Source organism: Rhodococcus sp. P4_F3_2 (assembly GCF_056401335.1).
In genome coordinates this window covers 50,682-76,647 of sequence record NZ_JBFUJN010000029.1, presented here as the reverse complement: position 1 = coordinate 76,647, position 25,966 = coordinate 50,682, and the positions used below count along the sequence as shown (strand labels likewise).

The following is a 25,966-nucleotide window of genomic DNA, read 5'->3' as shown; positions in this document are numbered from 1 at the left end:
CGGGGGATTCAATGAGTGTTCTGTTGTCGGATGTGGTGTCTGGTTCTGCGGTGGGGTTGCGCGGACGTCTGTGGCGGTTGACTGCCGCGGAATTGCGGGCTGCTGCTATCGAGGCGAGTGCGGAGGTTCTTCGTCTCGAGGCTGTTCGTGTGGAGGTGGTGGACGAGTTGTCGTTGCGGCCGGATGATCAGGTGATTGCCAGCCGCGGGGTGGGGTCGTGGTTGGCGGCGAACACGATGCTGCAAATCCGGGACGGGAAGAAGATCGCCGCCCTCGGTGCAGCGCTGCGCCCGTTTCCGGCGGTGGCTGCCCGCTTTGATGTCGGGGATTGCTCGTTCGAGCACGCGGTGTTGATCGTGGCGTTCTGCGAGTCACCGCCGAAGGGGATGCCGGAGGAAGCGCTACCGAAGTGCATCGATTTGTTGTTGGCTGCCGCGTCGGGCGTGGAGGCGACGACCACGAAGATCCGGAATGTGATCGCGACCTTGGAGCGAGTGTTCGAATCGGATGAGATTCCGCCTGCCGAGGATGTGGATCGGAATGAGTTGCGGATCGCGTCGACGTTGAACGGTCGGGTGGTGGTGCGCGGTGATTTCGACGCTCTCACCGGGGAAATGTTGTTGTCGGCGTTGTCGAATCTGACGATGCCCACCCCGGCACCCGATGGAACCCCGGATTCTCGGTCGGCAGCGAAGCGGACCGCGGACGGGTTCACCGAACTGATCCGCCGCTACCTCGACTGCGCCAAAACCGGCACCGACGGTGGTCAACGCCCGCACGTGAACGTGCACATCAACGCCCGCGATCTCGCGGAGCATCGGGACTGCGCCGCCGCACCCGCTGCTTCTCGTGGTGGAGTGGCTGTGCCGGATCTCGATGTCGGGCACATGCCCTGGCTGGGGCCACCGTCCGTTTCGCAGACCAGACTCCTCGGGTGTGACTGCTTCCTGTCCACGGTGCTGCTCGACGGTCACGGCGCGCCGCTCGATGCGAAACCCGGAAAGCGATTAGTGTCCGCCGAACAGCGAGTGGCGTTGATCGCGAGGGACAAAGGCTGCGCGTTCCCCGGCTGCACATGCGTGCCCGCGTGGACCGATGCGCACCACATCCGGCACTGGGCTAACGGTGGCCCGACGGTGATGAACAACCTTGTCCTGCTGTGCCGTTCACATCACCGGCTGATGCACCGCAAAACGGGGTTCGTCGGGAAATGGGTGATCCGCATCGGCGTCGACAACAAACCGTGGTTCATCCCACCGCCCTCGATCGACCCCGGCCAGCACCCCAGGCCGGCAAACACCACCTTCAAAACCTGACTGAGTGGTGACACCCGTTCAGGTACACAACTTCACGTCGATAGGCTTCAACTCGGAGATACATCCGGGTTGGGGCCTGGAGGCCGTGGTGTTGTGAACGGCTGCAGATATGGGGGAGGTCATATGGTTGTGGACGTTGTGCAAGCGGTCGAGAGCGATGGGCCGAAGATTCTGGCGCTGCGGCACGCGGCAGAAGACTGGTTGGCAGAACGCGGAATCATCCAGTGGCGCCCGCGTGAAGTGTCTGTCGAGCAGGTCGTGGAGCAGATTTCGAGAGGGGAGTTCTTTGTTGCGCGAGACCGGGCGCAGTCAAGGATTGTCGGCGCCCTGCGGTTGATCTGGTCAGACCCCGTGGTCTGGCCCGATTCGWACGAGCCTGCCGGCTACGTGCACGGATTGGTTATCGATCGAGAATTCTCGGGCAACTCGTTGGGAGAACGCTTACTCGTCTGGGCCCATCGACGGTCCGCGGAGGAGGACGCGCAGTACTTGCGGCTCGATTGTGTCGAAACGAACGTGCGGTTGCGCCGTTATTACCGAGACGCGGGTTTCGCCGAGGTAGGGCGTCGTGACTTCGGAGATGTTGTCGACAACGGTTGGTTCAGCGTCGTGCTGTTCGAGCGTTCCCTGACCTGATTCATTCACAGCAACTTTCCAGCCGGCTCCCAGTGCCGCCGGGGTTGAACGCGCGATCGTTGGCAGGACAGTAACTCGCGAAGGGACTTCCTGATGACCGCCGTTCTGCATCCGGCCCCGCCTCAGCGGCCGACACCAACTGCCCATCGAGCCGAGCCCTCGCCGTCGTGGTTCCGCACTCGCCGTACAGGATTGGCGCTGACGATCCTGTTGGCAGCAACGGCGGTCTTGTATTTGTGGAATTTGACCGCGAGTGGCTACGCCAACACCTTCTACGCTGCGGCGGCGCAGGCCGGCTCCCAGAATTGGAAAGCGTGGTTCTTCGGTTCCCTCGATACCTCGAATTTCATCACTGTCGACAAACCGCCCGCTTCATTGTGGGTCATGGGTCTGTCCGGACGAATCTTCGGATTTTCGAGTGCCAGCCTTCTTGTTCCGCAGGCGTTGATGGGCGTCGGATCGGTTGCGCTCGTGTATGCGGCCGTCAAACGAGTGGCGACGCCGGCTGCGGGTCTTGTGGCGGGAGCTGTGTTGGCAGCTACGCCCGCTGCCGCCCTGATGTTCAAGTTCGACAATCCCGATGCATTGCTTGTTCTGCTCATGACTCTCGCCGGCTACTTCGTGATTCGCGCCATGAGCACGGCGGTGGGTCGACGAGCCGCAATGTGGGTGGCGCTCGCCGGAGTCGCGCTGGGCTTCGCTTTTCTCACCAAGATGTTGCAAGGGCTGATGGTGTTGCCTGCATTTGGTGCCGCGTATTTGATTGCCGGACAGGTGCGCTTGCGGACTCGCCTGTTCCACCTGGTGATCGGTGCTGCGTCCGTTGTCATATCGGCTGGGTGGTGGGTGTTGGCAGTGTGGCTGTGGCCCGCTGATTCTCGCCCGTACATCGGCGGATCGACCAACAACAGCGTCATGGACTTGGTACTGGGATACAACGGATTGGGTCGACTTTTCGGGAAGACCGGTGGCGGAATGTCCGGTGGTAGTAGTGGAATGGCTGGTGGCAGTGCAGGTTCCAGCTTTGGGGGAAGTGCCGGACTCGATCGGCTGTTCGGCAGCGAGATGGGTATCCAGATTTCCTGGCTGATTCCTGCGGCACTGATCGCGTTGGTGTTCGGACTCCTCGCCCGTGGGCGTGCACCGCGCACAGATCTTCTCCGTGCGTCGTTGATCCTGTGGGGTGGTTGGTTTCTCGTTACCGGCCTGATCTTCAGCTACATGTCCGGAACGATCCACCCCTATTACACAGTTGCGCTGGCGCCTACTGTTGCGGGGATGATCGGCGTCGGTGGATACGCCCTGTGGTTGGTGCGTGCCCGCTGGATCGGACGCTGCGGCTTGGCAGCGATGATGCTGGCCGCAGGAATTTGGAGCTGGGTGTTGTTGCACCGCAATGCCGAATGGCTGCCGATGTTGAAGTGGATTCTGTTGGCGGGCACTGTCGTCGGCGCGATCCTGGTTCTGGTGGGAGCCAAGGGTCGATTTCGCAAGCTCGCTGTCGCTGGATTGATCATCGGTTCGTTGGCAGGGATAACCGGTTCGGCGTCTTACACGATTGCCACTGCCGCAACAGCGCATGGTGGGTCCATCCCGACGGCAGGACCAACCGGCGCCGTGTCCGACTCCGGAATGGGCGGGGGAGGAGGCATGGGTGGGGACCAAGGGCAGGGAGACGGTGAGGCTTTGCCGAACTCTGATGACGCGAGCAGTAATCCGACGGCGAGTGGGCCAGGAACAACGAGTGGGCCAGGAACAAGCAGTGGTAGCGAAAGTACTTCCGAGTTGACGGCAATGTTGGTCAATGCGGGCACCACGTGGTCGGCCGCGACCAACGGATCGCAAAGCGCAGCAACCTACGAGTTGGCCAGCGATACTGCGGTGATGGCGATCGGCGGTTGGAGTTCTGATCCCGCACCGACGCTGGACCAGTTCATCGAGTACGTGGCAGACGGCGAGATCCACTATTACATCGCCAGTGGCCAGGGCGGAAGCCCGAAAGACAGCCAAGGCGGGGACAGTACGTCGAGTGCTATTCAGGAATGGGTCGAAGCGAATTTCTCGTCGACAACGGTGGGAAATTCCACGATCTACGACCTCAGCGGGTATGTCGGATAGCGACGTAGTTGTTGTCGTAGGCAATGATCGAGAAATGTCTGGGCGCACCGCACACGAGTCGAACCGTCGCCGCGAACAATGGACCTGGCGCGACGGGCTGGTGATCGTCTCGATCGTCGCATTGGGAACTGTTGTCGCAGCGGTGACGAACGAGGGCACGGGCACGTCGATTCCCGGCTGCGAGTCGGTGGAATCGCCAGGTCCGCCGGTGCGCATCAACTACGGTTTTACCGGTGAGCCCGGTTATGACGACCCGGACTATCCATGGTTCTCGGGACCGAAGGCCACCGCCATGAGCGACGCACTACTCGAATCGTTGCCTTCCGATGTCGACGTTGCATTTGCGAGTCCATCGAAATCGCTCGAGTTCGCGCCGATCCAGAATTACCGTGGCGTTTCGTTTCCCGACGGGGTCGACCCGATCGAGTTCAGCGGTTCGACGTCGGCGAAGGGAACCTTGACTCGCGTCGGGCGGACTGCGGATATCTCGGTTCAGGTTCGTGCATGGGATCAGCCGGTGCCACCGTGCCTGGAGGGGCTGGTGGATCGGCGGGAGTATCTCGCGAACGGAACGGTACTCGACATCGCAGATTTCGAGGACCGAGCAGATTTCGAAGACAAAGACGGTTCGGAAGTCGGGGGCGAGCGCGGTGTAGTCGCGTATCTCGGTGACGGATCCAGAGTTGTTGCGAGCATCGACACGTCGACCGGCACTTCGACGGATACTGGTCCGCTTTTGACGATGGACGAACTGATCGCGGTCGCGACAGCGCCCGGGCTCGCTGTGACTGAGCCGGTCCCAGACTCGACGCCGCCACCGATGGCATCCTGCTACACCGATTCCGTGAATGCCGGTCCACCTGCGACGCGCATGGATATCGACCGACTGAATCTGTTGCTCGATGCACGTTGGAAGGATCTCGGCGCAGAAGAGGTCACTTTGGAACGCCCGCTCGGTTCGCTGGTTCCGGATGACTACGGACGGGGAGGGGCGTGCGAACGAATCGTCGTCTCGACATCGGACGGCCGCGGTGATGTCGAAATATCGATTGGTACGGCCGTCCCGGAACCAGGCGCGATCCTGACGTTGCCCAACGCCACCACGGTGACTCGCCTGGTCGATCCCGATGGCTCGGGCGATGACACGGTCCGGGTTGTTCACCCCTCCGGCGAAACAGTAGTGGTGACCCAGTTCGTGACATCGGCTGGCTCCACATCGGCGTCGCCTTTGACGATCGAAGAGCTCGAGTTCATCGCAACTACACCAGGATTGTTGATTTCGCGGTAGTAGTGGACGCGTCTCGGTTACCGTGTCGCGAATGGCAGGGGAAATTGGTCGGTGGCGTCTGTTGATTTGCGTAGTAGGCATGGCTTCCTCGATCGGACTCGTGGGATGCACAGTCGATCTGGAGCAATCGTCACCCTCGCGGGCGACACCATCCGGTGGTCTTTCTGCAGGTTCAGAGTGCCCAGGAGCCCCCATTGTGGAGGCGGCATTGGCTGACGCACTGCGCTCACGAGCATCCGAGTTACCTACTGGATTGACAGTCGGCGGCGGATCGTTTGATAGTGAATCGCGAAATGTCCGCCTCGATCTGTGCGTCGTGGATACCGACCCGCGCGACTCGGCTTCGTTGACCGCCCGGGCCATTCAGGCTTCGCCTCTTGGTGATTCGGTGAGCTCGATGGTCGTCCAAGTCCGCGAGCCGAATGGGTCGGCGACGACGGTGACGTGTGCCGACTTCACAGCGCACGACTTCTCGGGCGACCCTGCGGCGACGCGGAATGCGTGGGTGTAGGCATCAGCTGGCAGAATCGGAAGTCAATGTTCTTGTTGTCGAGTGACGTCGGAGGCTCAACGAATGGGCGATGCCAGCCCTGCTCGCGGTGACGACTTCTCCACGTGGTTCATTGACCAGTTCTCCGTGTACTGGCAGTCCGGTGGTGGAGCTCGCATCGAGGGACGCATTGCGGGCTATTTGTTGATCAGCGAGTCGCCAGGGGTCAGTGCCGAAGAGTTGGCGCAGGCACTGGGCGCCAGTCGCGGATCGGTGTCCACTTACATTCGCCGGTTGATCGACCGGGGGTTCGTCAAGCTCACGCGCAAGCCTCGGGATCGGACTCACTACTACGTCATGGATTCCGACGTGTGGGGCGGATTCCTCGAAACAGAGCACGTGTATCTCGAGAATCAACGCAAACTCGCGACTGAAGCACTGCAGTACGCAAATCCCAACGGCCCCGCCTACATTCGTGTCCTCAACATGCGCGATTACATGGGGTGGATCATCGACAATCGAATGTTGAGTAGCGAGTGGATGCGATTCAAAGCCCAACGCGACGGCAAGAAGCCCGCATCCGAATAGGACGCGGGCTTCTCGATCGCGCGATGCTGATCTACATCACTTGTTCAGCTTTGCGATTGCCTCGTCGATCATCGGCACGTAGCGCTCGAGCGACCAGGGCACGGTCAGAGGGTTGATCATCGAGGAACCGGTGACGAAGGGCTGTTCGGTCGGAGCGATGACAGTTCCCCGAGCCACAGCGGGGATGGCCTTGTAGGCGGGCTGCGCTTCGATCTCGGCCCGATTGGCCGGGTCCGAGTAGAAGGTGAAGAGCAGGTCGGACTTGTCGAGGAGGTTTGCGTTCTCGAGGCCGATGACGGCGGAGTCTGTTCCTTCAGATTCCGTCAAGGTGTAGACGACGGGATCCACCTGCAAGCCGAGTGCGCGGACCATGGCCACGCGCTGCTCTTCGGCGAAGAAGACGCCGAGGGTTCCTGGGCCCGTGTTGTAGATGAAGGAGAAGCTGACGTCGGCGTAGTTCGGATGTGCTGCAGTCGATTCCGCGAACTGCGACTTGATCTTGTCGATTTCGGCTGTCGCCTTCTCGGATTCGCCCATGGCTTTGCCGATGACGTTGATCTGGTCTTCCCACGTGATGGTCCACGGGCTTTCGGCGTAGGCGACGGTCGGCGCGAACGCGTTCAGTGAGTCGAACTGCTGCTGGGTGATGCCGGACCAGGGGGCGAGGATCAGGTCGGGCTCGAGGGCGATGATCGCTTCGATGTTGAGGTCGGTGCCGCCGGTGAACTGCTCTGGCAGTTCGCCACCCTGCTTCGTGACCGCTTCGTGCACCCACGGCAGATATCCGGTGTCGTCGCTGCCCCATGCGTACTTTTCGACGCCGACGGGGATCGTGCCGAGCGCGATCACGGTCTCCGCCGACCCCATACCGAGAGTCACGATTCGCTCGGGCTTTTCGGTGATGACGGCGTTTCCGAGCGCACTTTCGATGGTGACGGTTTCGAAGTCGCTGCTGCTCGATTCGGTTGCGGTGTCGTTGTTACTGCATCCGCCGATTACCAGGGCGGCAATGACCAATCCGCTCAGGGCCACAGTTCGGCGAAGTGAGCGCACACGGGCGTATCGCATGGGGAACCTTCCGTTGTCGATGCGCCGAGGAGTGAGACTCCGACGGATCGCAGCCGACGGCCGGTTCCAGGCGCGTCAGGAAGCATAGGCTAGCCTTTGCCAAAGTTTCAAATCTCTTGAAAGTTCACGCGACGGCAAACGCCGACACGCCAGGGGGATCCGTCGACGTTTGCCGGTCAGGCTCAGCAGGTAGGCACGTCGACCGTGATCTTCGGCTCATCGACCAGCGGCTGGACAGGGACACGAGCTTCGCCCTCGGCTGTTGGCTCGGTCAGATCGAACTTCAGCTCAACGGTCTGCCCTCGCGGAATGACGGCCCTTGTCATGAATGCCGGGTGGCCCTGTTCGGTTCCGTTGACGGCAAACGAAATCTGCCCGCCCACGGAGACTGCGTCGAGTTTGGCGCCGGTCGTTGCCAGTAGTGTGACTGCAGCCACGTTGGTGCCCTTGGGTAGTCGTCCGGGGTTGTCGACGATCCCGCTGACATATTCGGTCAGGTCGGCGTCGGGCGCGTTGTTTGTCAGTCGAACGGTGACCGTTGTCTTTCGGGTGTCGCCGGTGCACGTCTGGGCTGTGTAGTCGATTTCTCGTGTGAGGTAGTAGTCGAGCTTGTTGCCGGCTTGGTTGTTGATCACTACACCGGCGTACGGAGCGGCATCATCGGGAATGGCGTGCCCGAGGACGGTGTCGGCGAGAACCGATTGTTCGTCGGGGTGAGAGCTCCACACGGCGATTCTGCCCTCGCTGACGCCCTTGCCCAGAGCTTCCAGCAGTGCGCTCGGCGACTTGATGTTCCCGGTCATCTTCTCCACGACACGAGCTGCGATTGTCTGCAGATACTGCTTTCGTGCCTTGTTGTCGGAAGGGAAGCGAGCGTACGCAGTCGACTCGGTCAGTTCCACGACGTTGTCGGCGGTGACCGACTCTCCGTCGGGCATCTTGATCGGTCCTACCGCTTCGAGGATGTAACTCAGGGCGATCGGATCGGTCGCTATCGCACCRTCGACCATCTCACCCCCGGACTCCTGTGACCACAGGGACTGCCAGATCTGCGCTGCGTAGGGAAAGTGCGAGCTGAGGTTGCTGTTGCGAGAATCGGTGGTCGGGCGACTGTTTCCGTACAGCTGGTTGAAGTCAGGACCAAGGTCTATCGGTTGATTGTCCAGTGTTAGTTCGGAGTTGGGGGAGAGCGTGTCCACCCGTGCGGCGCCGTTGTCGACTCGGACGATGCCGTATCCACCCAACAGACCGCCGGTTCCTCGGGCTTCGGCATTGGTCTGGAAACCGATGAAGTAATTGCGCGGTCCGTCGGTGCCGAGCATCGCCGGTGCGATGCGCGCCGCGGTGGCGGTGTTCGTCAGGAGGGTAGCCAGTTCGCTTGTCTGCGACTGCAATTCTGCTCTGGCATCGTTAACTCGGCCCAGGTACTTCGATTCGCGAACTTCCTGTGCCTGCGACGACAGCAATTCCGCGGCGATAGCTGTTTCGGCCAATTTCGGTTCCGCTTCGCGTAACGGTGCGAGTGCCAAGCGTCCACCAGGCTGGACCAATTCCGTTGGTGCGAGTGAAGTTCCGACAGTGACAGCGGGACCGAGAACGTCACGCGTGAGTCCCTGAACGACCTCGGTCATCTGACGCGTCGTGTCGAAGGGCGACCCGATGACCGGAATTGCGGCGGCGATGTTCCAGGGGAGCGAATGGGTGTTGTCGTACGCTGCGGATGCATTTCGATCGGCTTCCGCCGCGGTGGACTCTGCGACCCCGGTATCCCCGGCCAGAAGTGCACTCTTCGCCGATTGTGCATGGTCGCGAGCTGCTTCAAGGTTGTCTTTCGCCTCGTATGCCGTGTACCCGAGCCAGGCCACGAAACCGCCCACCACCAGTGCCGTTCCCGTGATTGCGAGTGCAGTTCGACGGCCTCCCGGCAGTGTGACCGTCCTCTTCGGTTCGCGCTCCGGGCCCCTCGGTGGGATGGTGTTGGAGCCGCTCGGTTCAGCCCCGAAATCGTCGTCGGACTTTGGTCCCACCGTGTCGTTGTTCATCCGCTGAAGCTCCTGACGTTTGAGTGCGTGAAAGCTGCGTCGACATGTCTAGCAGTGTTGGCCCAGTGGTGAAAACTTAGACGAGACAGTAGGGTTCGGTTCGGCCGTTCGTGGTGTTCGCTCCCATGGATTCACGTGATCAGCCATCGAATGTTCGTGAAAAACAAGGCTGGTGAAATGTGAGGTGACGGGTTGAGTGCTTTTCCGTTGTCTCGGGCTCAGCTCGCGCYGTGGTTTGCGCAGCAACTGAGTCCGTCAACTCCGTTCGTGGTGGCTCAGTACGTGGAGCTACGAGGACCGGTTGACGTCGACGCTCTGATCGAGGCAACGAACACGGCATGTCATGAATTGGAGTCGCCGTTCGTTCGCCTCGTCGCCACTGATGCCGAGCCGGCGCAGATTGTCGATCACTCGATCGTCGACGGTCTCGCATACCTCGACTTACGCAGCGACGACGACCCGGTTCAGCGCGCGAACGAGTGGATGACTGCGGAATACTCACGGCCACTTGACGTGATGTCTGACCGCCTGATCTCGGCGACTTTGCTTCATCTGGCAGATGATCACTATTTCTGGTACTCGCACGCCCATCATCTCGTGCTCGACGGACATGCGGCGATGACACTCACCGCGCGGGTGGCCGAGCGCTATTCGCATCTGGTTCATGGCAAGACGCTGACTCCTTTCGATGGTCTCGGGGTACGTGCACTGCATGACCTCGACGTCGACTACCGATCCTCGTCGCGGTATCGATCGGACAAGCAGTACTGGACGGAGATGTCCGAAGGACTGCCCCGCCCGGTTCGCCTCGCCGACGGCGCCGGCCTGACGTCCATGCCGCAGCGCATGATGGTGCGGACACTGAATCCAACTCTTGCAAAACAGCTTTCGGATGTCGCGACCGAGTGGACTACGTCCGAGGTGGCGGTCCTCGTCGGTGCATTCGCGTCCTATCTCGGCCGCATGACTGATTCCGATGACGTAGTCCTCAGCTTGCCGGTGTCCGGCCGCACCACGGCGACGTCGAAACGTTCAGGTGGGATGCTGTCCAACATCGTGCCTGTTCGTGCGCAACTCGAACGGGATCTGTCGCCACAAGAACTGGTGCGTCAGATCTCGGTTCAGATGACCGGTGCACTACGCCACCAGCGATTCCGCTACGAGGACATGGGCTTCCAGGAGGGTCAGGGCGGATCCCGTGAGGCGGCGGGCCCGGCCGTGAACGTCATGATGTTTCACGAAGCCATTCGGCTCGGCGACGTCGTCGGCGAATTTCACGTCCTCACATCCGGACCCACCGAAGATCTGTTCTTCAGCATTTATCCGTCGATCGCGGGGGAGAACGTTCGCCTGTCCTTCGAAGCCAATCCACGCCTCTACAGCGAACGTGACCTGGCGATGCATCATCGTCAGTTCGTTCGGTTTCTCGAGGGATTCCTCGACTCGGCTACCCGTGCGCTCGGTGACCTCCGCATCCTCTCGACGGACGAAGCGAAGGATCTGGTCCCCGCGTTAGGTCCGCGGACGGACGGATTCGCGACGCTCGATTCGGTCGTCAGAGGCGGCGCAGGGCAGGGGAGCGCCGTCGCGATCCGCGAGCAAGGTGTGGACGTCACTTACGACCAGCTCGGCGCTCGCGCGGATGCACTGTGCGCCTTGCTCGTGGAGAACGGCGTCGAACGAGGTGACGTCGTCGGGATCCTCACCGAGCGCTCGACCGATTCCGTAGTTGCATTTCATGCAGTAGTGCGGGCTGGTGCTGCCCTTCTTTTCGTGGATCCTCAAACACCCTCCGAGCGTGTCGCTTTCATCCTCGACGACGCCGACGTGTCCGTTGTGGTCGGCGGCGAACTCGTGAACGTGCCGGCTTGGGTCTGCGTCGTCGACCCCAGGGAAGACGAGACCGTCGATGGGCCGATCGATCGAGGCGCGGGGACCGGTTCGTCTTCAGGCGACGTGTCCCTGGACGACACCGCCTACGTGGTCTACACGTCGGGGTCGACCGGACGGCCGAAGGGCGTCGCGGTCACGCACCGAGGTATCTCACCGTTGCTGCGTTCTCACGCCAGGCGACTGAACATCGATAGTTCCTCCCGCGTCGCGCTCCTGGCAGCTACCTCGTTCGACGTGGCGATCCTCGAGATTCTGCTTGCTCACGGCTGCGGCGCGACCGCCGTGATCGTTCCTCCCGGATTGATCGGCGGAGTGGACCTCGAAGACTATCTGCGGCTCGAGGGTGTCACGCACCTGATCTCGACACCATCGGTTCCGCTGACGATGGATCCTCGGAAACTGCCGGATCTTCGCGTGTTGAACGTCGGCGGCGAGCGACCGCCGGTGGCGCTCGTGGATGTGTGGTCGAGTCATGTCGACATCGTTAATTCGTACGGACCCAGTGAAGCGACCGTCGCGGCATTCATGAGCGAGCCACTCGAGCCTGGCGGTGATACTCCGATCGGGCGTCCGATCGACGGCGTTGCCGCTGTGGTGTTGGATTCGTGGTTGCGTCCGACTCCGGTCGGCGCCGTGGGTGAGCTGTACGTGATGGGACCAGGACTGGCGCGCGGGTACCTTTCCCCGACGCTGACCTCGGAGCGTTTCGTAGCGGCGCCCTTTGGTGCCACTGGTGCCGGCGAGCGCATGTACCGCACCGGCGACGTCGTGCGATGGAACGATGCCGGTCAGCTCGAGTTCTTGGGCCGCTCTGATCAACAAGTCAAGATCCGTGGAGTACGCGTCGAACTGGGCGAGATCGAGGCTGTGCTCCTGTCGACTCCCGGTGTTGCGCAAGCAGCGGTGGTCGGGCGATCCGGGTCGCTTGCGGCGTACGTGACTGCGGCCGAAGGTGGGGACGGCACTGCTCATCTATTCAGTCAGAAGGCGGTCCACGAACATCTGGCTTCACTACTTCCACGTTCCATGCTTCCGGGTTCGGTGACGATTCTGGCAGCGTTGCCCGTCACGAGCCACGGAAAGACAGACCGTTCAGCGCTTCCTGAACCGACATGGTCCGCGGTCGCCGAACAGCACTCGACCGTGCACCGTCCGATCGAGTACGACGAGGAATTGATTGCCTCGGTGATGGCCGAGGTCCTGGGCGTCGGAGTTCTCGGACCGCACTCCGACTTGTTCGCCTGGGGCGGTAGTTCCCTCGACGCCGTGTATGTTGCCGCGCGCGTGAGTTCTGCACTCGGTAGACGAGTTGGTGTCAGGGACGTGTTCGGCGCCCCGACTCCGGCGCGTCTGGCCCAGAAGATTCGTGAGGACCGGGCGGACTGGGTGGTGGAGCCCGAGCGCATTTCGGACGAGGTCACCGTCGAAATCGCTCCGGCGCAACAACGTCTATGGCTGCTCAACCGTCGCGATCCCCAGTCGTCGGCGTACAACATCGCGTTCGAGGTCGCGTTCAGTGGTGCACTGGATACAGAGGCGATGAGGGCGGCGGTAGCCGACCTGACCGATCGCCATCTCGTCTTGCGTACCGTGTTCTCGTTCGAACAGAATCACGACACGTGGCCGATCCAAGTTGCGACTGCGATTCCGGTGACTCTGATCGAGGTTCCGTCCGAGGATTACGAGGCTGCGTCAGCGGATTTGGTTGCGGCAGGTTTCGACCTGGAGACCGATGCGCCGCTTCGTTTGATCCTCACCTCCGGCAGCGATGCCGACCACCGCTTGACCGTAGTTGCGCATCACATAGCCTTGGACGGCCTTTCGTTCGCCACGATCGTTTCTGACCTGATCTCCGCGTACGACGCTCGCGCCGACGGACGGTCGCCGATCTGGCCTTCGCCCGCGCTCGACTACCGCGACTATTCCGCTTGGCACAGAACCATTCTCGGTGATCCTGCAGATCCCCAGAGCTTGGCAGGTCGCCAGCTGGAATTCTGGTCCGACGCACTCGCCGGCGTTGATCCGACTCTTGCGCTTCCCGTGGACAGATCCCGCCGGCCGGACCAACCGTCGTCGGCTCGGGACGTGACTTTCGAATTGCCCTCGCCCGTCCACGCGGCGCTCAACGAGATCGCTCGAGCGCATCACTGCACAACCTTCATGGTGTTGCACGCCTGCCTTGCGATTGCGCTGAGCAAGATCACCGGTGCGTCCGATGTGGTCATCGGAACCCCGACGTCCGGCCGAACACACCCTTCGTTCGACGGCGCCGTCGGTATGTTCGTCGGGACCGTGGCGCTGCGAACGCTCCTTCGCGGCGGAGACACCTTCGGTGAGTTCTTGAGTCGGGTACGCGAGGCTGACGTGGCAGCTTTGTCCAATGCCGACGTCCCGTTCGACTGGGTGGTCGACCGCGCGGTCGGTGGGGCCGCAGGCGACAAGAATTCCTTCCTCAGAGTTGTTCTCGCTGTCGATCCGGTAACACCGGATTCCGAGATCGCGGTGGGGACTTTGACGGCCCACGGCACTCCGCTACCTCCCGCGCACCCTCGCTTCGACCTCGAAGTGACTGTGCGCGAGGATCGTACGATTAACGGCGACGCGAGCGGTATTCGCGGCACTTTCCGATATGCCGCCGATCTGTTCGATGCGGGCACCGTACAGAGCTGGGTCGAGCGACTGCGTCGAGTATGTGACTCGATTACCGAGAACTCGTCAATCATGCTGCGCGACATCGATGTTCTCAGCGTTGCGGAGCGCGAAGAACTGCTGGCTTGGGTGCCGGGGCCTTCGATTGTCGCGCAGTCGCTGCCCGACCTCTTCGGGGCCGTCGCAGCCCGGCATCCGAATGCAATCGCGGTGTCGAGTGGCGATACTCGCGTCACCTATGAAGAGATGCGAGTTCGTTCGGAGGGCCTTGCCGCCGTCTTGATCGATCGAGGAATTGGAGTCGGGGATCGCGTGGCGGTCGCCCTGCCTCGATCGGTCGACCTCGTCGTAGCCATCTTCGCCGTCGTTCGCGCGGGCGCTGCGTACGTACCGATCGACTTGCAGTATCCCGACGCTCGCATCCACTACGTACTTGCCGATGCAGGCCCGAAAGCGATTTTGTCGACGGACGAATCAGCTGGGCGGTTCGTTGGGTACGAGCAAGCTGTCATCCTCGTGAACGAGACGGCTGACGCGACGGGCGGTTGGCCTGTTCCGCAGTCGGAGGCCGCCGCCTACGTGATCTACACGTCCGGATCGACCGGAGCGCCCAAAGGTGTGGTGGTGACTCACGACAACGTGTTGGCTCTGCTGGCCTCGACTCGCGAGATCTTCGACTTCGGCGACGAAGACGTGTGGTCGATGTTTCATTCGCACGCATTCGACTTCTCGGTCTGGGAGATGTGGGGTGCGTTGACCACTGGCGGATCCCTGGTGATCGTAGACGGTGACGTCGCGCGCTCTCCCGAAAGATTCGCGGATCTGATTGTGCGGGAGAAAGTCACCGTTCTGAATCAGACCCCGGCCGCCTTCTATGCGTTGGCGGAAGTTACGCCGGAAATGCTGCTTCCGCTCCGGACGATTGTTTTCGGCGGCGATCGCCTCGACGTCGGGCGCGTGCAGGGTTGGTTCGATCGGCACCCGGACGTGCGGGGTGTCAATATGTTCGGAATCACCGAAACCACGGTCCATGTAACCAATTTCGATCTCATCTCCGGTAACGAGACTGTCTCGCCGATCGGGTCCCCACTACCAGGGTTTCGCAGCTACGTGCTCGACGCGTCGTTGAAGCCCGTCCCGCCGGGATCTGTCGGCGAACTGTACGTTGCCGGTCCGCAGGTGGCCGAAGGCTACTTGGGTCAACCAGGGATGACGTCTTCCCGATTTGTGTCTGAACCCGGATTCGAAGGATCGCGGATGTACCGCAGCGGCGATCTGGTCCGTCGGCGAGCCGGTCGACTCGAATATGTTCGCCGCGCCGACGGTCAGATGGCCCTGCGCGGTTACCGCGTCGAACCGGGCGAGGTCGAATCCGCGCTGTTGGCTCACACGTCGGTGGAGCAGGCCACGGTGGTGGTGAGAGAACTCGACAGTGGGCCGACTTTGGTCGGTTACATCACCCCTGAGAACGGACACGACCTCGACAGTGTGTTGCGGACTGCTCGTTCGTTGTTGCCCGCACATATGGTCCCGTCGGCTTTGATGCCGCTTGCGTCATTGCCGGTCACGATCAACGGCAAGATCGACCGAGCATCACTGCCGGACCCGACTTCGCAAGTGCAGCCGTCTCGGCAGTCGCGAGACTTCTTCGCTCAGACAGTTGCAGCCATTCTGAGCGATTTGATGGAAGTTCCGCATATAGATCCGGTCCGGAATCTCTTCGATCAAGGGGCCAATTCCTTGATCGCCACCCGTCTCTCGTCGCGCCTGAACTCCGCTTTGGGCTGCAACCTCGACGTCCGCGATGTGTTCGAGCACCCATTCGTCGATCAGCTCGCCGGCATCGCTGCCGCCCGAATCGGCACGGGGCAAGCGTCTCCGTTGTCTTTGGTACCTCGTCTGACTTTGGTACCTCGCCCAGGCACTGCGGAGGTGCAGCTGTCGGCTCCCCAACACCGAATGTGGATTCTGAATCAGTTGGATACAGAATCCTCCGGCTACAACATTCCGATCGTGTTACGCCTGACGGGTGAATTGGACGTAGCTGCAGCCGAACTGGCAATTCGCGACCTGATCGACCGTCATCGCACTCTGCGGACCGTATACCCGGTTGTCGGCGAGCGTCCGGTTCAGACGGTGCTCGACGCCGAGGACGCGATGCCGCTGTTTCAACTCGAGGCGCTCGCCGGCGACGACACCGAGAATCGTGTTGCAGAACTGGTGGGTTCGGGCTTCGATGTCACCGTGGATCCGCCCGTACGTGCGGCACTTCTCCAGCTTTCGCCTGACGAGTACATCCTGGCTGTTGTTGTCCATCACATTGCCGCCGATGCTCGATCGCTCGAATTGTTGGTACGTGACTTCACGGCGGCGTACATCGCTCGCTCGGCCCAGCAAGCTCCGACGTGGTCGCCGCTCGCGCTCGAATACTCCGATTACAGCGCATGGCAACGGGAATCGGGGATTCCCGAGACGGTATCCAGCTACTGGAAGCATGCTCTCGAAGGCCTTCCCGAGCAGGTGACGCTACCCCTGGACCGTCCGCGTTCGACGTCCGCCCGCGCGTCGAGTTGCCGGGTAGAGATCTCGGGTTCGGTACGGACGAGCCTTCAAGCACTCGCACGATCGAACAGCGGAACCATGTTCATGGTTGTCCACGCTGCACTCGCGGCGCTGCTGGCGAGGTACAACGGCAGCAATGACGTAGCTGTCGGCACTGTTGTGTCCGGACGCGTCACACCTGAACTCGACGAGCTGGTCGGCATGTTTGCCGGCACGATTGTTCTTCGGACCGAAGTCGATCCGTCGAAGTCGTTCGGCCGGTTGGTCGAGCAGGTTCGTCAGCGAGACGTAGCGGCGTTCGCGCACGCAGAGATGCCCTTCGAATCGCTGGTTGACCTGATCGACCCACCGCGATCGCGTTCGCGACATCCGTTGTTCCAGGTGGCGCTCTCGTTCCAGACAACTCATTCCGCCGCGTGGTCCATACCGGGGTTGTCCGTCACTCAGATCTCGCCCGATGTCAGGCAAGCAAATTTCGATCTGCAGCTCAACGTGACAGACGAGGGGATCGGGGGCGGTCTCGGTCTCGAATTCGTGTACAACGCTGATCTATTCGATGATCTGACGGTATCGAGCTTTGCGGGTCGGTTCGAGCACCTACTGAATCAAGTGTCTGTCGACCCCAACGTCGAGGTAGGGCGAATCGACCTGTTGACGAGTGCGGAGCGAGCTCTTCTCGTCCCCGCACACGGCGCGGTCGACCGGCCCGATGCATCTCGGTGTTCCGGTACGACGCTTGCCTCGATGCTGCGATACGGCGTCGAATTCGCTCCGGACGCCGTGGCGGTCGAAGCTGAGGGCAACACACTCACTTACCGAGACCTCGATGCACAGTCGGACGTCGCAGCCGACGAGTTGCGTTCCGGGGGAGTCGGAGTGGACCACGTCGTTGCCTGGACTGCCGATCGGTCCATTGCGTCAATCGTGCGATTGTGGGCGATCGCGAAGGTCGGTGCAGCTCCGGCATTGATGGACCCGGAACAGCCGCAGGCGCGAGTACGCGATGTCCTCGAAGCACTGGGCGACGGCGCGGTCTGCGGCCTCGACGCCGTTGGTGAGCAGGACGCGGACTGGGTGCGACAGCATTCCGAGAACCTCGCGGCCTACGTAGTTTTCACGTCAGGAACGACTGGAACTCCGAAGGCCGTGGTGGTGACCAACGGCGGGCTCGGCGTGATCGCCGAAGACCTGCCCCGTCGATTCTCGGCTGGTCCAGGTTCGCGCGTATTCCATCGCGGAGCGCCAGGGTTCGACATGACGTTGCTCGAGGTGCTCATCGCGAGTGCGTCCGGGGCGACGCTCGTTCTGGCGAAGGACGACCAACTGTTCGGCTCGGGACTTGCATCAGCACTGAGGCGCGAGCGAATTACTCATCTGTGCGCCACACCTACTGTCGTCGCCTCGATCGGCGATCCGTCGCTGCCGGACCTTGCAACGGTGATGTTCGGGGGCGAGCGACTCGGCGGTGCGTTGGCGAAGCGCTGGCAAGCCGGACGCAGAGTGATCAACGGATACGGACCTGCCGAGTCCGCGATGTATTCGCTTGCTACCGAACCACTGTCGATCGACCATCTGTCAGCTGACACTCACGACGGATCCGTCGGGTATCCACTGGCCGGGGTCGACGCCGTCGTGCTCGATGATCGACTCGAACCCGTGCCGCCGGGAGTCGCCGGTGAACTGTATCTCTCCGGTCGAATGCTCGCGCGCGGTTACGCCGGCCAACCGGCCCGAACCGCGGAACGATTCGTGGCAACCAGTTCAGGAGCCCGGATGTACCGGACCGGCGATCTGGTGATGTGGAAGCCGGAAAGCCCCAAATCTGAAGGCAATACGTATCGCCTGCATTATCTCGGGCGAACCGACGTGCAGGTGAAGGTCAACGGTGTCCGGATCGAACCGGGTGAGATCGAGGCAGTCATTCAGTCTGTCGCGAACGTCGATTTCTGCGTCGCCGGGGTTCGGTCGGCCCAGGGGGGAAGTCCTCTGTTGGTCGCCTACGTGCGAAGCTCGGATGCCGAAAGAGTTGACACGGGTCAACTTCGCGCCGCTGTCGCAGAAGTCCTTCCGACGTACATGGTTCCGCATGTCATCGTCGAAATCGAGGGCGAGCTTCCGATGCGGAACGGCAAGGTCGACTTCGCCCGTCTCCCGGCGCCGACACTGGATGCTTCCCGTGCACAGGGGCCGGCCACCGCCACAGAACGCCTTGTTGCCGAAGCTTTTGCTTCGGTGCTCGGCGGGAATGAGGACGACCGCGACGCAGACTTCTTCTCGCTCGGCGGCAACTCGCTGTCGGCCGCGGAGGTTACCTCGCTCTTGAGTAGTTCCCTTGGGCTGGTTGTTCCGCTCCGGACCGTGTTCGAGCATCCAACAGTTGCGGCGTTGGCGGCCCGGATCGATTCGCTCGAGCAGAGTGGCCCGGCGACCGATGTTGTCAGACTGGAACCGCGCCGCGACCCAACGCCCGCACCTCTGTCACGGAACCAGCGTGCGATGTGGGTACTGAACCAGCGGAACACGTCGAGCGGTGCGTACAACCTGCCGATCTGCATCGAGATCGACGGTGAACTCGACGTGCCCGCGCTGCGTCACGCAGCGACGGATCTTGTGGGCCGTCATGACGTCCTCAGAACCCGGTATCCGGGCACTCCACCGGTTCAGGTCGTGGATCCTCCGACCCCCCTGACAATGGAAACGCGACTGGTCGCCGACATCGAGGTCGAGGTGCTGCTGCGAGAGTTCGGCTCGCGCGGTTTCGATGTAGCGGAAGACCTGCCGGTGCGCTGGATGCTGCTCCAGGTGTCACCGGTCAGGCACGTTCTGGCAGTGAGCTTTCATCACATCGCAGTCGACGGGGTGTCGATGCGAACGGTGGTCGGCGACCTGCTGACCGCTTACGGCAAGCGACGAGCTGGACTGGATCCGCAATGGTCTCCGCTGCCGATCCAGTACGGGGATTTTGCCGCGTGGGAGGCAGCACGTGACGTTTCCCCTGTCGTCGAGGAGTTCTGGCGCCGAACGCTCGACGGCGTGACATCTGTGTCGCCGCTGACGGTGGATCATTCTGATGGCGGGCCGGATTCCGTAGCGCAGCGAGTGAACTTCGTGATTCCAGCCGTCATCACCTCGGCACTGCAGGCGCGAGCCGATCGATCGAAGGTCTCGCTGTTTGCGGTGGTTCATGCGGCGTTGTCCGTGGTGCTTGCCAAGCTGAGTGGAAATCCCGATGTCGTGATCGCGACAGCTGTCGACGGACGGCGTACGCCTGAGCTCGACGGCGTGGTCGGCATGTTCGTGGATACGGTGCCTCTTCGCCTTCGGATCGACGGGGACGTGCCGATCGACCTTCTGTTGGGTGCAGCTTTCGATGCTGATGTGGCAGCATTCGAAAACAGCTCTGTTCTTGCCGAATTGGTTGGTGAGCTGCTCGGCGGACGAACCCCCCAGATTGCGCTGGGTCTGCAGAACTTCGCGATCCCTGCCGTGGAGGTGGCTGGTCTCACTATCGAGGCTCGCGAAATCGAGACCGCGACTRCGAAGTTCCCCATGCACGTCTCGCTCGCACCCGCTGTCGACGGATCGTTGACCGGAGCGCTCATCTATGCTGCGAGCGCGTTCGATCCTTCGAGCGCCGACGCGGTTGCTCGACAACTGTCGAGAGTGCTCACCTCGATGGCCGAGGATGTGCCAGTACTCGTTTCGGATCTCGCGGTGGGCGCGGCGCCCAGTTGGGCTGCTGTCGAGGTCGATTCGTCCCGGACGCTGACCCAGATCTTCGCTGCCACAGCGGCGCAATTCCCTGACAACATTGCTCTCGACGACGGACAGCGCACGGTGACGTATGCCGAACTCGACTCTGCCTCGGATGCCCAAGCCTGGGAACTGGTGGCTCGGGGCGCAGGACCGGGTGCCGTGTACGAGATTCCGGCGGTACGGACTATCGCGTACCTGGTCCGAATGTTGGCGATCTCGAAAACGGGCGCGGCATTCGTGCCGATCGACCCCGACCTGCCGCCGGCACGGCTGAAGCAACTGCGCACAGTGCTCTCCGACCGCAGCCCCGTTCCCGGTCGGCAGTATCCGGATTCAGTAGCGTACGTCGTTCACACGTCCGGGTCGACTGGTGAACCGAAAGGCGTTGCAGTCACCCACCGAGGACTGGGCCTTCTTACCGACGACGCAATCCGGAAGTACGGCGTGACTTCGGACTCGGTTGTGCTGCACGGTTACAAACCGACGTTCGATGCGGCGATTCTCGAGATGATGTTGGCGATCGGCGCCGGGGCTACCTTGGCGGTCGCTCCTCGGGAGGCTTTCGGCGGAAGGGCACTCGAAGAATTTGTCGCAGAACGCGGCGTCACTCACATGTTGTCCACTCCGGCCGTACTCGACACCATGGCTCCGGAGCGGTTCGACTCGTTGGAGGTGGTTGCGGTCGGTGGCGATGTGCTCTCACCTTCCACCGCGCGTGCGTGGAGTCGACGCGCGCGAATGCTCAATGCGTACGGACCGACGGAATGCACGGTGGTCACGACCGTCGCCGAGGTGGATCATCGGGTCACCATCGGAGTTCCGCTCGCCGGAATCGGTGCAGAGGTACTGGATACGCGACTGCGTCCGGTGCCGTGGGCCGGGATCGGTGAGTTGTACGTCAGCGGGCCCGGGCTTGCGATGGGCTATGCCGGAGATCCCGCCGGCACCGCCAGCTCGTTCGTCGCAGCACCAGGTGGACGCCGCCGTTATCGGACCGGTGATCTGGTTCACCGCCGCACCGATGACACGCTCGGATTCGTCGGACGCTCCGACCGTCAGATGAGCGTGCGAGGAATCCGCGTCGAGCCTGCCGAAATCGAATCAGCTCTGCGGCGGTGCACGGGCGTCGAGGCTGCGGCGGTTGTCCTCGTCGACGAGATCGCCGTTGCGTGCGCGGTTGGCGATGGTGTGGAGGCGGATCAGCTGACAATCGAGTTGGCCGCGATGTTGCCTGCGTATCTGATGCCCGGCCGCGTGATCGTATTGGAGTCGATCCCGCTCACGACGAATGGAAAACTGGACGCAGATGCGTTGCGGCGCCATGTGTTCGAGAGCCAGGCGCCCGATGCAGCAGTGACGGTTTCGGAGGAACTCGTCACCGCTGTCATGTCGGAACACGTGTCCGGAAGTTTCGGCGCTCTGCACAACCTGTTCGAATCAGGTGGTGATTCGTTGGCCGCAGCAGCGGTGGCAGGTCGACTCGCCTCGATCTTCGCGCGGGATGTGCCTGTTCGCGCCGTCTTCGACAATCCGTCGCCGCGAGCGATGTCTCAGTGGCTGTCGGCGAGCGCGTCCGATGGCAAGCGCCGCGAACTGACTCGACGTGATCCCGGTATGCCGGCCCCGCTGGCGCCCTCGCAACAACGACTCTGGCTGATCAATCAGCTTCAGCCGGAATCGACTGCGTACAACCTGACGTTTGCAGCGGTCCTGGCAGACGACATCGATCGTTCGGTCTTGAGCAGCGCCCTCGGCGACGTCGTCGATCACCATGCCGTGTTGCGAACTGTGTTTGTTCCGGGTGAACTCGGTCCACAACAGGATGAAATAGACTCTGTTGCAGTCGATCTCACCGCTGAGTGCGTCGACGATATCCGTGCGAGCGCTTCGGCCTTCGCGACTGTGCCGTTCAACCTCGAACGAGATGTTCCGTTCCGTGTGCGTGTGTTCAGCGAAAAAGCTGGAGCCGATTCTGCAGGATTGACTGTCCTGGTACTGGTTGTTCACCACATCGCAATCGACGGTGCGTCGATGGGCCCGATCCTTGCCGATTTCGCGGCAGCCTTCGAGGCGAGGGTGCTCGGAGGGGAATGGGATCGCTCCGCCGGCGGGATCAGCTACGGCGACTACAGTCTCTGGGCGAGAGAGAGCTTGGGCGATCCGGAGGATCTTCTGAGCGTGGCGCATCGGCAACTCGACTACTGGTCGAACGCACTTGATGGCGTCGAGGATGTGTTGGCTCTACCCGTCGACAACCCCCGGAGTCCGGTGTCTTCACGATCCGACGAGATGGTGACGGAAGTCCTCGACGGCGCCATCTACGACGCGTTGTCGGCGTTGGCTCGTTCGCATGGCGTTACGGTATTCATGGTTGTCCACAGCGTGATTGCCGTGCTGCTCGCTCGCGAGTGCGTCACAGACGACGTCGTGGTGGGAGCAGCTGTGAGTCTGCGGAACGATCCGGCGCTGCTGAGCGTGGCCGGCATGATGGTGGGTACTGTCGCATTGCGCACGAGGATCAACTCCTCCGACCGCTTCGCTGCTGTCCTGGACGAGGTTCGCCGTGTCGATCTGGAAGCAATGGCGAACGCGGACGTCTCGTTCGACGATGTAGTTGCGAAGGTCGATCCGCCGCGCAGGATGAACGAGCATCCCCTGTTCACGGTCATGCTGGCATATCGGCGAGCGCTCGACGTGCCGCAGATCGACGGCATCACCGTCTTCGACATCGACAAGACAGGGTCGTCGACCGGTTACGACTTGACGTGGGACCTGGTCGACACCGGTGACAGTCTGACGATTCGATTGCTGTATGCCACAGACAGATTCCGCGCGTCGACGGCGGAACTGTTCATGCAGCGGGTGACACGTATCGCCGAAGCAGTGACAGGTGAACCCGAGATCGTGGTCGGGGAGATCGAATTGCTGTCCGGTCTCGAACGCTCGGCGCTGACGGCTGCGAATCCTCGACACGTCGAACCGCTGACGATTGCGGACATTTTCGAACGCGCGCTGCGGCAGGCACCCGACGGCATCGCGCTGGAAGAGAACGGCAGGCGCTGGACCTATCGCGACCTGCACGAGGAGTCGTCGCACTGGACTCGCGAGTTGGCGGTCCGAGGAATCGGACCCGATGACGTGGTGGCCGTTGCGCTCGGTCGCGGGCATCTGTGGATCGTTGCGCTGTGGGCGGTAGCGCGGGCAGGCGCAGCGTGGCTGTCGCTCGATCCGGCGCTGCCGACAGCGCGCCGACAGACGATGGTCGAGGAGTGCGGTTCGGTTGTCGGTTTGACAGCGCGAGGTGCATCCGAGAGTTTGCCGGACTCCGTCGAGTGGGTGGCGATGGATGAATCCTGCACTGCTGGTGGGGCTGTCGAGGTATCGGCAACGCCGGCTCATCCCGACAACCTCGCCTACGTCATCTACACGTCGGGTTCCACGGGAAGACCCAAGGGTGTCGAGGTTTCACACCGCGGCATCATGAACGTCTACACCGCGCACGCCGAGATCGCCGAGCTCGATCGTGGCCCCCGAGTCCTGCAATTGGCGTCGTCGACCTTCGACGCGTCGGTGATCGAGATTCTTCTGGCGGCGGCAGGGTGTGGAACGTTGATTCTGGCTCCTGACTTCGTCTACGGGGGAGAGGAACTCACGAATCTGCTGATCGCTGCCGACGTCACACATCTGATCGTGACGCCAACGGTCCTGGCCACAGTCGATCCGGATGCAGTGCAACCGTTGATCGTCGAATCGATGGGGGAGCCGCTCTCTGCCCGCCTTGCGTCGGCGTGGTCACCCCGACATCGCATCGTCAACGGATACGGACCGACCGAATCAACGATCGCGGCATCGATTTCCGCGCGGATCACTGACGGGGACGTCACCGTCGGCACCCCGGTACCTGGCACGACGGCGTTTGTTCTCGATCAGAGGCTCCGACCGGTTCCGGATGGCGTTGCGGGAGAACTATTCCTCGCCGGCGAGAATGTGGCACGAGGGTACGTCGCCTCTCCGGGTCTGACTTCCGAGCGTTTTGTCGCCAATCCTTATGCGGTGGGGACTCGGATGTATCGCACGGGTGACCTCGTGCGTCGTAGGCGTCACGACCGAGCGCTCGAGTACCTGGGGCGCAACGACGCACAGGTGAAGGTGCGGGGTGTCCGCGTGGAACCGGCGGAGGTCGACGTGGCTCTGTCAAGCCATGGAGCAGTGATCTTCTCGGTTACCGTCGTCTCTGACGACGGGCACGGATCCGCTGAACTCCGGTCGTACGTAACGCTGGCGGAAAACGGTTCGGTGACGGAATCGGAGCTTCGCGGGTTTGTCTCCGGCCTGCTGCCGAAGCACCTGCTGCCTTCTTCGGTGACGGTGATGGGAGTGGTCCCGTTGCTCGCTTCGGGGAAGATAGACGTAGCGGCACTTCCTGCTCCTTCGCCGCAGGTAGGGGCGAGTGTGGATCGACCCGTCTCGGATACCGAACGTCAAGTGGCACAGGCATTCGAGGGCGTGACCGGCGCGAAATCGGTGGGCCGCTACGACGACTTCTTCGAGCTCGGCGGGACATCCATGGGTGCAGTTCGAGTGGCTTCGCGCTTGCGTGAGACCCTGAACAGGGATTTCCCGGTTCAATGGATTTTCACCGATCGAACTGTGGCGGAGCTTGCCTCTCGGATGGATCTCGTTCATGCCGACGTCGTGGAGGGTGATTCGTTCCATTCGGATCCGCTGGACACGATCGTCATGTTGGGCGGCAATCCTGATGACCTAAGGCCGCCGTTGTTCTGTGTGCATCCGGTCAGCGGAATTGCCTGGTGCTACGTCGGACTCGTCGGTCAGCTCGAAGGTCGACGGGTATACGGCATCCAGGCAACGGGTGCAGGTGAGCTACCCGGCACGGTGGCGGAGTTGGCGTCGGGGTATGTCGATGCCGTACGGAATGTGCAGCCGTCGGGTGAATACCATCTACTGGGTTGGTCTGCCGGTGGAACGATCGCGCTCGAGATGGCGAGCCAACTCGAAGAGACGGGCGATCTGGTCGGTTCGGTTGTCATGCTCGACGCGCTGTTGCCGGAGATGATGCCATCGGTACAAGCGGCTCCGAAACCTTCCGAACTGTTTGCACAGATCGGACTAGCTGAGGTTGAAACTGAAACTGCAGCATTGACTTTCGTAGACGTTGCGGCAGAGATCCGAAGGCAGACCGGTATGGATTTCCTTTCCGATACGGTTCTCGAATCCGTAGTGGGGCGGGTTGAAAAACTGTCGCGAATCGTTCGGGACCACACGCCGCGGCGCTATTCCGGCTCAGTGGAATTGTTTGTGGCGCAGCATGATCTGCCTGAACATCGTCACCTGGTCGAAAAATGGTCCCAACTGGTGGGGCCGCTGCGGGCGTACCTGGTCGACTGCTCTCACGCGGAAATGTCGAGCATGGAGGCTTTGGCGAGTGTTGCGAAAGTCCTCGTCGACAATCCTCAAGGCGTCGAATCCGAAGCGGGGGAGAGCAATCATGCTGGGGTGCAGTAGATCTGCGGTGCCGGGACTTTGGTCCGGAGTTGTC

The 25,966-nt window shown here is 61.9% G+C and carries 9 protein-coding genes; 7 read left to right on the top strand and 2 right to left on the bottom strand.

The window, feature by feature from the left end:
- Nucleotides 1-11: 11 nt before the first annotated feature.
- The 6 genes from AC1DWA_RS25725 to AC1DWA_RS25700 all read left to right on the top strand — a co-directional run bounded on the left by AC1DWA_RS25725 (nt 12) and on the right by AC1DWA_RS25700 (nt 6,436).
- Nucleotides 12-1,316 carry an HNH endonuclease signature motif containing protein gene (locus tag AC1DWA_RS25725; RefSeq protein ID WP_477846893.1) on the top strand — a complete coding sequence of 435 codons (1,305 nt, stop codon included), beginning with the start codon at nt 12-14 and terminating at the stop codon, nt 1,314-1,316.
- A 123-nt stretch (nt 1,317-1,439) separates the two neighbouring features.
- Entirely contained in the window at nt 1,440-1,952 is a 513-nt protein-coding gene (locus AC1DWA_RS25720) for a GNAT family N-acetyltransferase (RefSeq protein WP_477917192.1), read from the top strand.
- Nucleotides 1,953-2,045: 93 nt separating this feature from the next.
- The gene (locus tag AC1DWA_RS25715; protein WP_477846892.1) at nt 2,046-4,070 is read left to right on the top strand and encodes an ArnT family glycosyltransferase; all 2,025 of its coding nucleotides are present in this window, start codon (nt 2,046-2,048) and stop codon (nt 4,068-4,070) included.
- A 34-nt stretch (nt 4,071-4,104) separates the two neighbouring features.
- Entirely contained in the window at nt 4,105-5,358 is a 1,254-nt protein-coding gene (locus AC1DWA_RS25710) for a hypothetical protein (RefSeq protein WP_477846891.1), read from the top strand.
- A gap of 196 nt (nt 5,359-5,554) precedes the next feature.
- On the top strand, nt 5,555-5,869 hold the full coding sequence (locus AC1DWA_RS25705; protein WP_020969806.1) for a hypothetical protein: 315 nt from the start codon (nt 5,555-5,557) through the stop codon (nt 5,867-5,869).
- Between the two features lie 63 nt (nt 5,870-5,932).
- Nucleotides 5,933-6,436, top strand: coding sequence for a GbsR/MarR family transcriptional regulator (locus AC1DWA_RS25700; protein ID WP_020908019.1), 504 nt, complete (start codon nt 5,933-5,935; stop codon nt 6,434-6,436).
- Between the two features lie 36 nt (nt 6,437-6,472).
- On the opposite strand, the gene AC1DWA_RS25695 is transcribed toward AC1DWA_RS25700, so the two are convergent.
- Nucleotides 6,473-7,504 carry an iron-siderophore ABC transporter substrate-binding protein gene (locus AC1DWA_RS25695; protein ID WP_047889948.1) on the bottom strand — a complete coding sequence of 344 codons (1,032 nt, stop codon included), beginning with the start codon at nt 7,502-7,504 and terminating at the stop codon, nt 6,473-6,475.
- A gap of 182 nt (nt 7,505-7,686) precedes the next feature.
- Entirely contained in the window at nt 7,687-9,546 is a 1,860-nt protein-coding gene (locus tag AC1DWA_RS25690; RefSeq protein ID WP_387405410.1) for a DUF4012 domain-containing protein, read from the bottom strand.
- A gap of 192 nt (nt 9,547-9,738) precedes the next feature.
- On the opposite strand from AC1DWA_RS25690, the gene AC1DWA_RS25685 reads away from it, so the two are divergent.
- The gene (locus AC1DWA_RS25685; RefSeq protein WP_477917190.1) at nt 9,739-25,932 is read left to right on the top strand and encodes a non-ribosomal peptide synthetase; all 16,194 of its coding nucleotides are present in this window, start codon (nt 9,739-9,741) and stop codon (nt 25,930-25,932) included.
- Nucleotides 25,933-25,966: the final 34 nt, after the last annotated feature.

Bases quoted from the DNA above. Each gene is read 5' to 3' on its own strand.
- AC1DWA_RS25725 (WP_477846893.1), top strand. From the start codon at position 12: ATGAGTGTTCTGTTGTCGGATGTGGTGTCTGGTTCTGCGGTGGGGTTG.
- AC1DWA_RS25715 (WP_477846892.1), top strand. From the start codon at position 2,046: ATGACCGCCGTTCTGCATCCGGCCCCGCCTCAGCGGCCGACACCAACT.
- AC1DWA_RS25710 (WP_477846891.1), top strand. From the start codon at position 4,105: ATGTCTGGGCGCACCGCACACGAGTCGAACCGTCGCCGCGAACAATGG.
- AC1DWA_RS25700 (WP_020908019.1), top strand. From the start codon at position 5,933: ATGGGCGATGCCAGCCCTGCTCGCGGTGACGACTTCTCCACGTGGTTC.
- AC1DWA_RS25695 (WP_047889948.1), bottom strand. From the start codon at position 7,504: ATGCGATACGCCCGTGTGCGCTCACTTCGCCGAACTGTGGCCCTGAGC.